The organism is Streptomyces sp. NPDC046939, assembly GCF_040644575.1.
In the GTDB taxonomy this organism is placed as follows: domain Bacteria; phylum Actinomycetota; class Actinomycetes; order Streptomycetales; family Streptomycetaceae; genus Streptomyces.
In genome coordinates, this window is sequence record NZ_JBEYWV010000028.1 from 114,761 (window position 1) to 130,198 (window position 15,438).

At 73.9% G+C, this 15,438-nt stretch carries 10 protein-coding genes; 6 read left to right on the top strand and 4 right to left on the bottom strand.

Going from position 1 to position 15,438, the window contains the following annotated elements:
- Positions 1-241: 241 nt before the first annotated feature.
- The 5 genes from ABZ877_RS28095 to ABZ877_RS28115 all read left to right on the top strand — a co-directional run bounded on the left by ABZ877_RS28095 (position 242) and on the right by ABZ877_RS28115 (position 6,472).
- Positions 242-1,606, top strand: coding sequence for a Cys-Gln thioester bond-forming surface protein (locus ABZ877_RS28095; RefSeq protein WP_361076282.1), 1,365 nt, complete (start codon positions 242-244; stop codon positions 1,604-1,606).
- A 338-nt stretch (positions 1,607-1,944) separates the two neighbouring features.
- Positions 1,945-3,393: an argininosuccinate synthase gene (gene argG, locus ABZ877_RS28100; protein WP_361076253.1), complete on the top strand. Its 1,449-nt coding sequence runs from the start codon at positions 1,945-1,947 to the stop codon at positions 3,391-3,393.
- A gap of 309 nt (positions 3,394-3,702) precedes the next feature.
- A complete protein-coding gene (gene ettA, locus ABZ877_RS28105; protein ID WP_361076256.1) occupies positions 3,703-5,367 on the top strand; it encodes an energy-dependent translational throttle protein EttA in 1,665 nt (554 codons plus the stop codon).
- Positions 5,367-5,780 (top strand): thioesterase family protein, encoded by a 414-nt coding sequence (locus ABZ877_RS28110; protein WP_361076259.1) that lies wholly within the window; start codon positions 5,367-5,369, stop codon positions 5,778-5,780. Before ettA ends, ABZ877_RS28110 begins: the two co-directional genes overlap by 1 nt.
- Positions 5,777-6,472, top strand: coding sequence for a hypothetical protein (locus tag ABZ877_RS28115; protein ID WP_361076262.1), 696 nt, complete (start codon positions 5,777-5,779; stop codon positions 6,470-6,472). The genes ABZ877_RS28110 and ABZ877_RS28115 overlap by 4 nt, the downstream gene beginning before the upstream one ends.
- 26 nt (positions 6,473-6,498) lie before the next feature.
- Here ABZ877_RS28115 and ABZ877_RS28120 read toward each other — a convergent pair whose 3' ends face one another.
- The 4 genes from ABZ877_RS28120 to ABZ877_RS28135 all read right to left on the bottom strand — a co-directional run bounded on the left by ABZ877_RS28120 (position 6,499) and on the right by ABZ877_RS28135 (position 14,176).
- Positions 6,499-7,461: an ABC transporter ATP-binding protein gene (locus tag ABZ877_RS28120; RefSeq protein WP_361076264.1), complete on the bottom strand. Its 963-nt coding sequence runs from the start codon at positions 7,459-7,461 to the stop codon at positions 6,499-6,501.
- A 151-nt stretch (positions 7,462-7,612) separates the two neighbouring features.
- The gene (locus ABZ877_RS28125) at positions 7,613-10,345 is read right to left on the bottom strand and encodes an FtsX-like permease family protein (protein WP_361076267.1); all 2,733 of its coding nucleotides are present in this window, start codon (positions 10,343-10,345) and stop codon (positions 7,613-7,615) included.
- 1 nt (position 10,346) lies between these two features.
- Positions 10,347-13,682 carry an FtsX-like permease family protein gene (locus ABZ877_RS28130; RefSeq protein WP_361076269.1) on the bottom strand — a complete coding sequence of 1,112 codons (3,336 nt, stop codon included), beginning with the start codon at positions 13,680-13,682 and terminating at the stop codon, positions 10,347-10,349.
- 89 nt (positions 13,683-13,771) lie between these two features.
- Complete coding sequence (locus ABZ877_RS28135) at positions 13,772-14,176, bottom strand: globin (protein ID WP_361076272.1); 405 nt, start codon at positions 14,174-14,176, stop codon at positions 13,772-13,774.
- An 82-nt stretch (positions 14,177-14,258) separates the two neighbouring features.
- Here ABZ877_RS28135 and ABZ877_RS28140 point away from each other — a divergent pair, with 82 nt between their 5' ends.
- On the top strand, positions 14,259-15,257 hold the full coding sequence (locus ABZ877_RS28140) for a methyltransferase domain-containing protein (protein WP_361076275.1): 999 nt from the start codon (positions 14,259-14,261) through the stop codon (positions 15,255-15,257).
- The last annotated feature ends 181 nt before the right edge of the window (positions 15,258-15,438 follow it).

Here is a 15,438-nt window from a genome sequence, read left to right on the forward strand (position 1 = left end):
GGGCATGGCTCCGAGGGATTCAGGGAGATCCAGAGGTTCATGAGGGCCCTGAGGGGACCCATGGGCGCCAGGGGCTGGGAGCCCCCAGGGCTCGAAAAACTCAGCGATTCTGTTGGCGGGACACCCCAAGTGCGACCACGTCCTGCCTGAAGGGGATGACGTGTTTTCTGTGTTCTCACGGGCCGGGCACCGCGGCCGGGGCGCTCGCCTCGGCGCGGCCGCCCTGGTGTCGGGACTCGCGATGACCGGCGCGATAGCCACCACCGGGACGGCCCACGCGGATGACGTCACGAAGCTGCCGGGCGGCGCCAGCGCCACCCTGGGCGGCCTGGAGACGTCCGGAACCGCCGTGATCCACGACGGCGGGGAGGACAAGCGGGTCTCGGCCGGTCTGTTCAAGATGACGGTGGACGGCGGCGGCACGCTGCAGACCTACTGCATCGACATCCACAACCCGACCCAGACCGAGGCCAAGTACCAGGAGACGCCCTGGAGCGGCACGTCCCTGAGCGGCAACCCGGACGCGGGCAAGATCCGCTGGATCCTGCAGAACTCCTACCCCCAGATCAACGACCTGGCGGCGCTCGCCGCCAAGGCCGGCGCGGACAGCCTCACCGAGAAGGACGCGGCGGCCGGTACGCAGGTCGCCATCTGGCGCTACTCGGACAAGGCCGACGTCGAGGCGGTGGACGCGAACGCCGAGAAGCTCGCGGACTACCTGGAGAAGAGCGCCGGCCAGCTGAGCGAGCCGGGGGCGTCGCTGACCCTCTCGCCGCAGGCCGTCTCCGGGCACCCGGGTGAGCGGCTCGGCCCGATCACCGTCCACACCAACGCGCAGGCCGTCACGGTCGCGCCGCCGGCCTCGGCCGCCGCGGCCGGCGTGAAGCTCGTCGACAAGACCGGCAAGGCCGTCACCAGCGCCGCCGATGGCAGCCAGGTCTTCTTCGACGTGCCCAAGGACGCGGAGCCGGGTTCGGCCGCGCTGACGGTCCAGGCGTCGACGACCGTGCCGGTCGGCCGCGCCTTCGCCTCCGAGAGCCGCAGCCAGACGCAGATCCTCGCGGGCTCCAGCGAGTCCACCGTCTCGGCCACCGCCACGGCGACCTGGGCGAAGACGGGCCCCGTGCCCGCGGTCTCCGCGCAGAAGAACTGCGTGAAGGGCGGCGTGGACATCACGGCGGTGAACAAGGGCGACGAGCCCTTCACCTTCACCCTGATGGGCACCGAGTACACGACCCCGGCGGGCGAGTCCCGGACGGTGACGATCCCGCTGAAGGAAGACCAGGCGTACGACTTCACGATCACGGGGCCGAACGGCTTCGAGACGCGTCTGCGCGGGGTGCTCGACTGCAAGACGGCCGCCGAGACGGTCACCAAGGACGCGGACGACGACGAGGGGCTGACCCCGCAGGCGTCCACGCAGCCGAGCCCGGCCTCCGTCGGCGGCACCGGCAGCGGCAGCGGTTCCGACTCGGACAAGGACCTGGCCGCCACCGGTGGCTCGAACGCCACGCCGGTCATCGCGGGCGTCGCCATCGCGCTGGTCCTCGTCGGCGGTGCCGCGGTGGTCCTGGTCCGCAAGAGGAAGCCGAGCACGAGCAAGTAGGCGGTTCCGCCACGCCTGCCTGAGGCGTAGCGCGACCACACGCCCCGCCCCGCGATTTTCGGGGGCGGGGCGTGTGTGTTTCGGGGCGGGCGATGAGCGCGGCGGGGTTGTGGGTCTTGGCGGGGTAGGGGGGTGCGTGTCTTGAGGGCCATGAGCGCCGCGCAGGACGGGCGTGCGTGTTCGCGGGGCCTGAGCGTGGCGGGGCGGGGGCGTCCTGGACGGGGCATGGGTGCCGGGGCGGAGGCGCGTGCCCGGGTGGGGCATGGGTGCCGGGGACGTAAGGACAGGGCGGGATGCCGGGCGTTGCATGGTCATGCGGGATCGTGCATACTCTTCCTATGTCCAAGGTCCTCACCTCTCTCCCCGTCGGCGAGCGCGTCGGCATCGCCTTCTCGGGTGGCCTCGACACCTCTGTCGCGGTCGCGTGGATGCGTGACAAGGGCGCCGTCCCCTGCACCTACACGGCGAACATCGGCCAGTACGACGAGCCCGACATCGACTCGGTCCCGGGCCGCGCGCAGGCGTACGGCGCCGAGGTGGCCCGCCTGGTCGACTGCCGGGAGGCGCTCGTCGAGGAGGGGCTCGCCGCGCTGACCTGCGGGGCGTTCCACATCCGCTCGGGCGGCCGCGCCTACTTCAACACGACGCCGCTCGGCCGCGCCGTCACCGGCACGCTGCTCGTCCGTGCGATGCTCGAGGACAACGTCCAGATCTGGGGCGACGGCTCCACGTTCAAGGGCAACGACATCGAGCGGTTCTACCGCTACGGCCTGCTCGCCAACCCGAACCTGCGGATCTACAAGCCGTGGCTCGACGCGGACTTCGTGACCGAGCTGGGCGGCCGCAAGGAGATGTCGGAGTGGCTGGCCGCCCACGACCTGCCCTACCGGGACTCCACGGAGAAGGCGTACTCCACCGACGCCAACATCTGGGGCGCCACCCACGAGGCGAAGACCCTGGAGCACCTGGACACGGGCGTGGAGACGGTCGAGCCGATCATGGGCGTCCGGTTCTGGGACCCGTCGGTCGAGATCCCGACCGAGGACGTCACGATCGGCTTCGAGCAGGGCCGCCCGGTGACGATCAACGGCAAGGAGTTCGCCTCCGCCGTCGACCTGGTGATGGAGGCCAACGCGATCGGCGGCCGCCACGGCCTCGGCATGTCCGACCAGATCGAGAACCGGATCATCGAGGCCAAGAGCCGCGGCATCTACGAGGCGCCCGGCATGGCCCTCCTGCACGCCGCCTACGAGCGCCTGGTCAACGCGATCCACAACGAGGACACCCTCGCTCAGTACCACAACGAGGGCCGCCGCCTCGGCCGCCTGATGTACGAGGGCCGCTGGCTGGACCCGCAGGCGCTCATGGTCCGCGAGTCGCTCCAGCGCTGGGTCGGCGCCGCCGTCACCGGCGAGGTCACCCTGCGGCTGCGGCGCGGCGAGGACTACTCGATCCTGGACACGACGGGCCCGGCGTTCAGCTACCACCCGGACAAGCTGTCGATGGAGCGCACCGAGGACTCGGCGTTCGGCCCGGTGGACCGCATCGGCCAGCTCACCATGCGCAACCTCGACATCGCCGACTCCCGCGCCAAGCTGGAGCAGTACGCGGGCATCGGCCTCATCGGTACCGCGGGCCCGGCGATCGGCGCCGCCCAGGCCGCCGCGACGGGCCTGATCGGCACCATGCCGGAGGGCGGCGCCGAGGCGATCGCGTCCCGCGGCGACTCCGCCGACGACGAGGCGGAGCTGCTCGACCGCGCCGCGATGGAGTTCGGCACGGACTGACCCGGCCGTACCCGCCGCACCCTGCACTGAGGGGCCGCCCCCGCCGCCACCCGGCCCGGGACCGCACCCCGTACTGAGGGGCCGCCCCCGCCGCCACCCGGCCCGGGACGGCCCCTCAGCCGTGCACGCCCGCCTGCTCCGCCCCGCCCCCGTACCAGGCCGCCGAAACCCCCAGCTCAAGCCCACCCTTCAATACGGGTTTCCGCCCAGCACTGGCGATGCGGCAAGATGGGGTGTATCTGCCCACACGCGGTGGAGCCGCAGACGCGGGCCCCTCGCTGCCACACTTCGACTGCCGGACGGTTTCTCTTGGCTGAGTTCATCTACACCATGCGCAAGGCGCGTAAGGCGCACGGCGACAAGGTGATCCTCGACGACGTCACCCTGAGCATGTACCCGGGGGCGAAGATCGGTGTCGTCGGTCCGAACGGTGCCGGTAAGTCGACCGTGCTGAAGATCATGGCGGGTCTGGAGCAGCCGTCGAACGGTGACGCGTTCCTCTCGCCCGGGTACAGCGTCGGCATCCTCATGCAGGAGCCGATCCTCGACGAGAACAAGACCGTCCTGGAGAACGTGCAGGACGGCGCCGCCGAGATCATGGGCAAGCTCAAGCGCTTCAACGAGGTCGCCGAGCTGATGGCGACCGACTACTCGGACGCGCTGATGGAGGAGATGGGCAAGCTCCAGGAGGACCTCGACCACGCCGACGCGTGGGACCTCGACGGTCAGCTGGAGCAGGCCATGGACGCCCTGGGCTGCCCGCCCGGCGACTGGCCCGTCACCAACCTCTCCGGTGGTGAGAAGCGCCGCGTCGCCCTGTGCAAGCTCCTCATCGAGGCGCCCGACCTGCTCCTCCTCGACGAGCCCACCAACCACCTCGACGCCGAGTCCGTGAACTGGCTGGAGCAGCACCTGGCCCAGTACAAGGGCACCGTCGTGGCGATCACCCACGACCGCTACTTCCTCGACAACGTCGCCGAGTGGATCCTCGAACTCGACCGCGGCCGCGCCATCCCCTACGAGGGCAACTACTCGACCTACCTCACCAAGAAGTCCGAGCGGCTCAAGGTCGAGGGCAAGAAGGACGAGAAGCGGCAGAAGCGGCTCAAGGAAGAGCTGGAGTGGGTGCGGTCCAACGCCAAGGGGCGTCAGGCCAAGTCCAAGGCGCGCCTCGCCCGCTACGAGGAGATGGCCGCCGAGGCCGACAAGATGCGCAAGCTGGACTTCGAGGAGATCCAGATCCCGCCGGGGCCGCGCCTGGGCAGCATCGTCGTCGAGGTCGAGCACCTCAGCAAGGCGTTCGGCGACAAGGTCCTCATCGACGACCTCAGCTTCAGCCTGCCCCGCAACGGCATCGTCGGTGTCATCGGCCCGAACGGCGCCGGCAAGACCACGCTGTTCAAGATGATCCAGGGCCTGGAGACGCCGGACTCCGGCGAGATCAAGGTCGGCGAGACCGTCAAGATCAGCTACGTCGACCAGAACCGGGCCAACATCGACCCGAAGAAGACCCTGTGGGCCGTGGTCTCCGACGAGCTGGACTACATCAACGTCGGCCAGGTCGAGATGCCGTCCCGCGCCTACGTCTCCGCGTTCGGCTTCAAGGGCCCGGACCAGCAGAAGCCGGCCGGCGTCCTCTCCGGCGGTGAGCGCAACCGCCTCAACCTCGCGCTCACCCTCAAGCAGGGCGGCAACCTGCTGCTCCTCGACGAGCCGACCAACGACCTCGACGTCGAGACCCTCAGCTCGCTGGAGAACGCGCTCCTCGAGTTCCCCGGCTGCGCCGTCGTCGTCTCCCACGACCGCTGGTTCCTCGACCGGGTCGCCACGCACATCCTCGCCTACGAGGGTGACTCCAAGTGGTTCTGGTTCGAGGGCAACTTCGAGTCGTACGAGAAGAACAAGGTCGAGCGGCTCGGCGCCGACGCCGCCCGCCCGCACCGGGCCACGTACAAGAAGCTGACCCGCGGCTGATGGCCCGCCACGTATACGCCTGCCCCCTGCGCTGGGCGGACATGGACGCGTACGGCCACGTCAACAACGTGGTGTTTCTTCGGTACCTCGAAGAAGCCCGTATCGACTTCCTGTTCCGCCCGGACAAGGACTTCCAGCAGGGGTCTGTCGTGGCGCGCCATGAGATCGACTACAAGCGGCAGCTCGTCCACCGGCACGCGCCGGTCGACATCGAGCTGTGGGTCTCCGAGATACGGGCCGCCTCCTTCACCCTCGCCTACGAGGTGAAGGACGCGGACGCCGTGTACGTACGGGCCTCGACGGTCGTCGTGCCGTTCGACTTCGAGGCCCAGCGGCCCCGCCGGATCACCGACGAGGAGAGGTCCTTCCTGCGGGAGTACCTCGACGACGGCGCGGAGGCGCTCGCCGCATGAGTGCGCCCGCGCAGCATCCGGTGCTGCACTTCGCCGACGCGGGGGAGGCGGCGGACGTCGCCGCCTTCCTCGGCCGGCTGCTGCACTACGACAAGGCGGCCGCCGTACGGCTGCAGGCCCAGGCCGGCGGGCAGGCGCTCGCCGTGTTCGGGCGCCCGCCGTCGTTCGAGGTCCTCGCGATCCGTACGGCGCGCCTCCTCAAGCCGTACGAGCACGGGATCGAGGACGCGCTCGATGTGACCGTGTCCGCCGGGGAACTGCTCGAATCGATCGACGAGGCCGGGGCGACGGCCCGTGTCCCGTCCGCCGTCACCGGTCCGCCGTGGGCCGGGGTGCTGCCGCCGCGCGGCGGCTGGGAACGGCTCGCCGGCTTCCCCGGAGCGGAGGCGTTGCGTGGGCTCGTGCAGGCCGCCGTACGGGAGTTCCGTACGCGGGTCGAGGAGCTGGCGCCGCAGGCGCGGACCCGGACCGGGCTCGACGGGATCGGGCGCGAGATCTGGTCCCGCGAGATCGGCGCCACCGGGGTCCCGGTGCGGCTCGCCCACGCGGCGGCCTCGCTCGGCTTCCTCCGCGGCGACCTCGTCGACGTCCTCGTGGCCGGGGCGTGGGTGCGGCTGCGCACCCCGTACGGGTCGGTGGCGCTGCGCCGGGGCAACGGGGGCCTCGGCGGGCTGTTCGTGACCCCGGCCTGAATCCGGCCCGAACGCCGCGAAAGCGCCTACCGCTCCTGATCGTCCGGCCAGATCTGGATGTGGTCCTCCTTCAGCTCCAGCAGCACCCGGTCCCGCATCCCCAGCGATTCGGTGTACTCCGCGGGCAACTGGAGGCGGCCCGCGCGGTCCAGCATCGCGTACTCGCGGGAGACCAGGGACTCCTGGCCGGTCGCCGCGTCGACCTGGGTGCGGCGCAGGACCTCCGTGGAGGTGCGGCCGTCGCGGATGGCGACCGTACGGCGGACCTCGCTCGCGACGGTCTGGTCGTGGGTGACGATGACGACGGTCGTGCCGAGCTCCTCGTTCGCCGTGCGGAACGCGGCGAAGATCTGTTCCCCGGTGTGCGAGTCGAGTTCGCCGGTGGGTTCGTCGGCGAGCAGCACCTTCGGCTCGTTGGCCAGGGCGACGGCGATGGCGACGCGCTGCTGCTGGCCGCCCGACATCTGTCGCGGGCGGCGGTCGCGGCAGTCGGCGACGCCGAGGAGGTCGAGCAGTTCCATGGCGCGCTCCGCCTTCTTCGCGCGGCGGGTGCGGCCGCGCAACTGCATCGGCAGCGCCACGTTCTGAGCCGCCGTCAGATACGGGAGCAGGTTGCGGGCCGTCTGCTGCCAGACGAAGGCGACGGCCTCGCGGCGGTAGCGCAGCCGCTCCTTGGCGCCCATGGTGAGCAGGTCGTACCCCGCGACCTTGGCCGCGCCGGCGGTCGGCTCGTCCAGGCCCGCGAGGATGTTCATCAGCGTCGACTTGCCGCTGCCGGACGCGCCGACCAGGGCCATCAGCTCGCCCTCCTGCACGAGCAGGTCGAGGCCCTGGAGCGCCTGCACCTCGACGCCGTCCGTGGTGAAGACACGGACGAGGCGGTCGCAGGTGATCAGCGCGGAGTGGCCGTAGGCGGGGCGGTCCCGGCGCGCGGACGCCCGTGCCTCCAGCTCCGCGAGGGTCGGGGCGCCGGTGTGGTCGGTCGTCATGGGGTCCTGCCTCCCGAGGTCGTACGTCGGTCGTCGCCTGCCCGCGTCCGGGTGCTCACGTCACCTCACCGGCCCGTATCCGCATGCTCACGTGACCTCACCGGCCCGTATCCGCATGCTCACGTGACCTCACCGGCCCATATCCGCATGCTCACGTGACCTCACCCGCCCGCAGCTCCCGTACGGAGCCGGCCCGCCCTGCCCACCACGCCTGCCCGGACGCCATCCCCACCGCGAGGACGACGACGGCCATGGCGGGCAGGAACAGCGACAGCGGGTCCGTGGACAACTGGTGGGCTGACGCGCCCGGAGTCTGCGCCAGTGCCAGGCCCGTGAGGTCGAGGCCGGGGGAGAGGAGGCGGATCGCCGCCCAGCTCGTCAGGGTGCCGCCGGCCGCCGCGAGCAGGGCCTGCGGCAGCGCCTCCAGGATCAGCAGGCGGCGCGCCTCGCGGCGGGTGAGGCCCATGGTGCGCAGGCGGGCCAGGAGCGCGAGGCGTTCGGGCGCCGCGCGGGCGAGGGCGAGGAGCAGCGCCAGGGCGGCGAAGCCCGCTCCGGCGGCGACCGCGGCGACGTAGACGCCGGTGGCGCCGGTCTGGAGCGGGGAGTCGGTGTAGCGGGCGCGTTCCGTGGCGCGCAGCCGGACGGAGAGCCGGTCGGGGGCGGCCGCCGCGCGCAGGGCCGCCGCGTCGATGCCCGTGCTTCTGCCCATGAGGAGCAGTGTCGTGGGGTGGTTGGGGGCGCGGGTCGCGCGGGTGAGGGCCGCGCGGTCCACGATCAGGAAGTCGTCGGAGAGCGCGGGGGTCGTGGCGCGGACGGCGGCCACGCGCAGGGTGACGTCCTCGCCGTTCATCCACAGGTCGATGCGGCCGCCCCGGGCGAGGTCCGCCATGGAGGGGGAGACGACGGCCAGGAGCGCGCCGTCGCCCTTCGCCGGGGTCAGCTCCCGCGCGGAGAACGCCCCGAGCCCGGTCCGCTGCGTCAGACGTGCGTACGATCCCGGGTCCACCGCCGCGAGCGGCAGGCGGCGGGTGCCCTCCTTGACCTCCGCGTCGTAGCGGATGGTGACGGGGGCGACGGTGTCGACGCCGGGTGTCCGCCGGACGCGGGCGACGCGCGCCTCGGAGAGCGGGGCGTCGCCGTCCACGCGCGCGTCGGCGCCCGTCGCGAGGAGCGCGGCGTGGTCGCGGGCGGTGTCGATCCCGGCGAGGACGCTGCCGCCGAAGGCCGCCGTCGTCAGCGCCGTGAGCAGCGCGAGCAGCGGCAGCACGGTCGTGCCCGTGCCCGCCTGGGCGCGCGCCGCGCGGGCCAGCGACAGATGGCCGACGGCGCCGCGCAGCCGGCCGGTGGGGCCGGCCAGGCGGCGCAGCGGCAGCGGGTACACCCGTACGAGGACGAACGCGGCGACCACGCCGACCAGGACCGGCGCGAGCGCGACGAGGCCGTCGCCGCCGTCCGTCGCGCCGCGGCGGCGCAGCGCCACGACGGCGCCGACGGCGAGGACGAGGACGGTCAGTTCGGCGACGGTGCGGCGGGCGGAGGGGCGGGCCGTGGCCACGTCGCCGCGGGCGCTGTGCAGACGCGCGCGGCGGTGCGCGGCCGTCGCGCGCAGCGGCAGCGCCGCGCAGGCCACGACCGTCACCGCGCCCGCCGCGCCCACGGCCGGGGCGAGACGGCCGCCCGGCACGGCCGCGACCGCGAGGAGGCAGCCGAGCGCCCCGGCGGGCACGGCGACCACGGCCGTCTCGGCGAGCAACCGCCCGGCGATGCCGCGCAGCGAACCGCCGCGCGCCCGCAGCAGGGCGAGTTCGCCGCGCCGCCGGTCCACGGTGAGTCCGGCCGCCATGAGCAGTACGACGAGGGCGACCGTGCCCGTCCCGTACGCGGCGACCGCCACGACCGGGGTGATGCCGGAGCGCAGCGCGTCGAAGCGGGCGATGACGTCGACGAGGCCGCTGGAGACGTCCGTCGTCGGGTCGCCCGTCGCCTCCCGCACCTTCGGCAGCCCCGGGCCGTCCGCCACGTACGCCAAGGCGTCGCGCAGGGCCGGGAGTTCCCGGGCCTTGAGCGCGGAGGTGTCCGGGGACAGCTGCCAGTACTGCTCGACCGGGCCCGTGTGCAGGAGCGCCGGTCCGGCGTCGGGGTGCACGAGGAGCGCGGCGGCCAAGAACCGCGACGGCGGCATGTCCTTCGTGGTCCGCGCCTGCGCCGCCTTCAGCAGCGGTGTCGCCGACCAGTAGGCGCCCGAGGCGTTCCGGGGGACGACGATGCCCGTGATGCGCACGGCGATCAGCTGCGCGTCGGTGCCCGTCAGATGGATGACCGAGCCGGGCTTCAGCCGCATCGTGCGCGCGGTCTCGCGCGTGACGGCGGCCTCCATCCGGGTGGCCGTGTGGCCGGGGCCGGGCAGCCGGCCCGCGGCGATCTTCGCGTGCTCGGCGAGCCCGTGTTGCGCGTAGAGCGTGAGCTGCGGTTGCAGACCGTCCGGCTGAGGCAGCCAGTCGTCCCTGCCGGGCAGATCGTCCGCGACGGTGCGCAGTCCGTACGACGACTCGCGCGGATCGGTGACGAACGGCTGCGGGAGCGCGGCGGCGATCCCCTTGTACGCGGCCCGCGTGACGTTCCCGGTCAGCGCCTCGGCCCGCTCGTCCGGCGGCAGTTCGACGCCGGGGTCGGCCGTGGTGACGTTCAGGGTCATCCGGTCGGGCGCCTCGTCGGCGACGGCCTGCCGCAGCCCGCGGTCCTCGTAGCGGTCCACGGCCCGGGGGAACGCCGCCGCCAGGCACGACGCGATCAGCACGAGCAGGAACAGCGCCACCGCGGCCCCCGGCGCGGTCCGCAGCCGGGTCCGTACCCAGGGCGCCACCGCCCTCGTCGCAGCGGACATCTCACTCGCCTCCCTGGACGCGCAGCGTGGCCGCGGCGCGCGGCGGGCGCCGCAGCGCGAGCCCCGCGGTGATCAGTACGGGGACGCAGGCCACGCCCGCGAGCAGCAGCGCCACTTGATCGAGGGGGAGCCGCACGAGCACGTCCGGTACGGGCCTGGTCGCCTCGCCGGTCAGCACGATCAGCGGGACCACCGCCCGGGTCAGGAACGTGCCGAGCGCCGCCCCGACCAGCAGCGCGAGCGCGACGAGGATGCCCTGCTCGGCGGCGACCAGGCGGGCGAGCTTGCGGCGCGAGGCCCCGAGCGCGCCGAGGATCGCGAACTCCGCGCCCCGCTCGCGCAGGGAGCCCGCCGTGTTCACCGCGAAGCCGACCGCCGCGAGCAGGGCCGCGACGAGAGCCGCCGCGACCAGCGCCGACTGCGGGCCCGCGCCCAGCGGGTCGTCCCGCAACTGCTCACCGATCTCCGCGCGCACCACGACCTGCGCGGGGTCGGTGTCGGGGCGGGCCCGCAACGAGGCCGCCGCCTTCCCGGTGCCACCGGGGACCGTGGACAGCCACCACTCGTTGGGGGCGACCGGGTCGCCGCCGCTGTCGGCGAGGGCGGCGTTGAGGGCGCGCAGGTCGAGCAGGAGCGCGCCGCCGTCCTTCGTCCCGCCGTCGGCCGTGTCCATGTCCGTAGCCGTGTCCGTGGCGGCGGCCCCGGCCTCGGGGCCCGTCGTCGGCAGCGCCCGGACGCCGGCCACGATGCGCACCCGTACGGTGGCGCCGCCCAGGTCCACATCGACGCGCTGTCCCGTGCGCGTGTGGGAGGAGTCGAGATAGCGGTCGGTGGCCACGGCGGCGACCTCTTCGACCTCGGGCCGGGCGATGTCGAGGCGGACGTTCACGCTGGGCGGGGCGCCCCAGCGCACCAGCGCGGGGGGCACGAAGCCGGTGCCGTAGACGAGGGCCGCCGGGTGTCCGGGCCGGTTCGGGTCCAGCTTCGGCGGGGCCGGGGCGCCCTCGGCGCCCGCCTCCGGGGTGCCGCGCTCCAGCATCGACGTCGTCCACCGCGTGCCCTCCAGGCCCACCGCCCGCGCCCGCCCGCCGGGTGCGGCCGTGCTGAGGCCCTCCAGCGCGACGCGGTGCCGCGTGCCCTTGCCGACGCGTTCGTCCGTGTCGAAGTCGAGGCCCGTCACGGAGAGCGGCCCCGCCGCGGGCCCGAGGTCCAGGCCGAGCCGGTGGAGGCGGCCGTCCACCGGCAGGTCGCCGACGGGCAGCCGGTAGGTGAGCCCGTAGCGGTCCTGGAGCGTCGCGGAGACGGTGGTGATCTCGCCGGGGCCGATGCTGCCGGTGCCGGACAGGTTCGTCGCACGCAGGGCGAAGCGGGCGTGCGCGGTGTCCTCGGGGAGCCGGATGCCCGGGGCCGTCGCGCACCCGGTTCCGACCGCCGCGACGACCTGGCGCGGCGTCGAGTCGGTGAGGTCCCCGCGCAGCAGCAGATCGTCCCTCAGGTGCGCCGTGTCGAGCGCGAGGACCGTGGCGGTGCGGCCGTCGGCGAGCGGTACCGGCAGCCGGTAGCCGGGCGCGGCGTCCCGCACCCCGGGCGTCCCGGCGTACCGGGCGGTCTGGTCCATGCCGGGTTCCGTCGCGAGGACGCGGACCGGGGCGCCGGAGCGGAAGTCCGCCTGGTCCTCCTGCGAACGGTCCCACGAGGCGCCCTGCCCGATCGCGAGGACCCCCATGGCGACCGCGAGGACGAGCAGCAGCACCGGCCCCGCCCCGCGCATCGGACGGCGGCTGAACTGCCAGCCCGCGAGCGCCGCGGGCAGCCCGCGCCCGCTCGCCGCCCGCCGCTCCGCGAGCCGCGCCACCGGCGGCAGCAGCCGCAGGGTGAGGACGGTGCCCGCGAGCAGCGCGAGCGCGGGGGCCACGACGAGCAGCGGGTCGATGCCGAGGGCGCCGCCGCGGTCGGCGCTGAGCGCCCCCGGGCCGTCCGTCCGCCGGTCCAGCTGCCAGTACGCGACACCGGCGACGACGAGCAGCCCCACATCGGCGCCGGCCCGCAGCGGCGCGGGCAGCGCACGGGCCCGGCCGCGCTCCGGGGCCTGCGCGGTGAGCGCGGGCACGGTCACGGCGAGCGCGCAGCCCACCGCGACGGCCGCGCCGACCAGCCACACCGAGCCACCCGTACCGGCCTCGTCGAGGCGCAGGCCGATCCGGGACAGCGCGCCCTGCGAGGCGACGAGCCGGGTCAGCGGGCCCGCGAGGAGCGGGGCGAGCAGCGCGGCGGGCAGCGCGAGCAGCAGCGCCTCGGCCGCCGCGAGCCCGGTGATCCGGGCGCGGGAGCCGCCGCGGGCCCGCAACGTCCAGGTCTCACCGGCCCGTTCGGCGCTCAACAGCCGCGCGACGAGCAGCAGCGCGTACCCGGCGAGCAGCACCATCTGCAGGGCGACGATCAGCAGCGTCGAACGCGCCACGAGCAGCGCCCGCTCCGCCCGGTCGAGCACGTCCGGCAGGCCCGTGCCGACCGCGGTCGTCCCCGCGAGGGCCTTGCTGTGCAGCAGCTCACGCGTGCCCGCGCGGGCCGCGTCACGGAGCGCGCCGATCCGCCCGGTCGTCACCGTCCGGAAGTCCGCCGACACCAGCCACGCCGACTTCCCGTCACTGACCTTGCCGCCGGTAAGCACCGAGGCGTCGGCGAGCAGCGGCCCGTACGTCGTGTAGCTCAGCTTCCGCACGCCGCGCCCGCCGAGCTCGTCGAGCGTCCAGTACGGGGACTGGGGCCGGGCCGGGCGGTAGGTCCCGGTCAGCACGACGGTGACCTTCGGCCCGCCGAGCCGGTCGGTGAGCGGGAGCCGGTCGCCCGGCTCCAGCCTCAACTGCCGCGCCGCGACGGACGGGAGCGCCGCCTCGATCACGGAGCCGTGAGGGGCGCGCGGCATGCGCCCCTCGGTGATCCGCACCTCCGCGCGCTCGATCGCCGCGAACCTCGTCAGGTCGGGCTGCTTGCCGCGCGGGGCGTGCGGCAGCCCGTACGGGCCCGACGTGAGGAACGACGCACGGTGCACGGGCAGCCCGTCGAAGGTGCGCCGGGCGCCCTCGTCCAGCGCGGCGACCGCCGCCGGGCGCCCCTCGGCGGGGACGTCGGCACGGACCACGAGCGCGGTCGTCGCCGCGTCCCGGGTGCGCAGGGAGTGGCGCAGCGAGGCGTCGCCGATCGCCGCCGAGAAGGCGCTGAGCATGGCCAGCACCGAGGTCGTCAGGAGGACGGCGAGCACCGCCGCGGTCAGCAGCAGGCGGTGCGCCCGTACCCGTAGGAGGACAAAACCCCACACCCGTGCCGCCCCCCGCATCCCCGTCCACGCTGCACGCGCTGGTCGTGCGCCCCCGAAACTATGTCCGGATGCTGTCATGGGGGCAGGGCTTTGTCAGCCCGCGGTGTTCAACCGGCTGTATTCACCATCGACGCCGCCGCGTACGTCAGGTAGTTCCACAGCGTCCGCTCGTGCTCCTCGCTGAGCCCCAGGCTGTCCACCGCGTCCCGCATATGACCCAGCCACGCGTCGTGCGCCGCCCGGTCCACCTGGAACGGGGCGTGCCGCATCCGCAGCCGCGGGTGCCCCCGATTCTCGCTGTAGGTGCGCGGGCCGCCCCAGTACTGCATGAGGAACAAGGCGAAGCGCTCCTCGGCGGGGCCCAGGTCCTCCTCCGGGTACATCGGGCGGAGCAGCGGGTCCTGGGCGACGCCCTCGTAGAAGCGGTGCACCAGGCGGCGGAAGGTCTCCTCGCCACCCACCTGCTCGAAGAACGTCTGCTCCTGAAGCGTGTCGCGCGGGATCTCAGTCACCTGTCCATGCTGCCAGACCGCCCGGCGGAGGACTCCGGCCCTAGGTCTCGCCGACCGGGCGGGGGCGCAGGACAGTGGACATATGGGACCTGCTGACGTCGGTGACCTCGGTTCGCTCGCCGGGCGGGCGCGGGCCGCGCTCGCGCGGGAGATCGCGCAGAGCGGGGTGTGGGACGCGGGCGGGGACCCGGGGGCGCGGTGGCGCGCCGCGTTCGAGGAGGTGCCGCGCCACCTCTTCGTGCCGTACTACTTCCTCGGCGTCCCCGGCGGCTACGAACGGCTCTGGGGCGAGCACCCCGACCCCGAACGGCGCGAGCGCTGGCTGCGCGGGATCTACGCGGACCAGCCCCTGGCCACCCGGCTGCGCGACGGCGAGCTGATCTCCTCCAGCAGCCAGCCCTCGCTCATGGCCCGCATGCTCGTCGACCTCGACGTGCGCGACGGGCACCGCGTCCTGGAGATCGGCGCGGGCACCGGCTACAACGCGGCGCTCCTCGCCCACCGGCTCGGCGACGACCACGTCACCACCGTCGACCTCGACCCCGAGATCACCGAAGCGGCCCGCAACCATCTCGCCGCCGCCGGACACCGGCCCGCCGTCGTCACCGGGGACGGGGCGCGCGGCTGCCCCGAGCGGGCCCCGTACGACCGGATCCTCGCCACCTGCGCCCTGCGCTCCGTGCCCATGGCGTGGCTCGGGCAGTGCGCGCCCGGGGCACGGATCCTCGCCCCGCTCTCGACCGGGCTGCTCGCCCTGACCGTGCGGGACGCGACGTACGCGGAGGGCCGCTTCCTGCACACCCCGGCGTACTTCGTCGCCCTGCGCGGCGATGCGGAGGGGGTTCCGCCGGTTCAGCACATCGGGGGGTTGCCGCGTCGGGTTCTGCGGGACGAACTGTTCCGCTTCCTGCTGACGCTCACGGCCGGGGCCATGGACCCCCATGAGGCGCTGGCGCTGTTCGAGCGGGAGGGGCGGCCTGTGCGGGAGCGGTTCGGGGTGACCGTGAGTGGGGGGCGGGAATGGGCGTGGCTGGATGATCCGCGCGGGCCTTATGTGTGGGGGGTCGGGGGTTCGCCGTAGGGGCGGTGGGGTTCGTTGCCGGGTGCGGCGTGCGTCGTGGCTGGTCGCGCAGTTCCCCGCGCCCCTGGAGCATGCGGCTTCGCCGCAGCCCCATGGTGCGCCCCTGGACACTCAGGCCCTCTGGCCGTCGCGCTCGACCCTCCGCGCGCAGTGCAGGCGCGCAGCGGTAATGAGCTGCCGC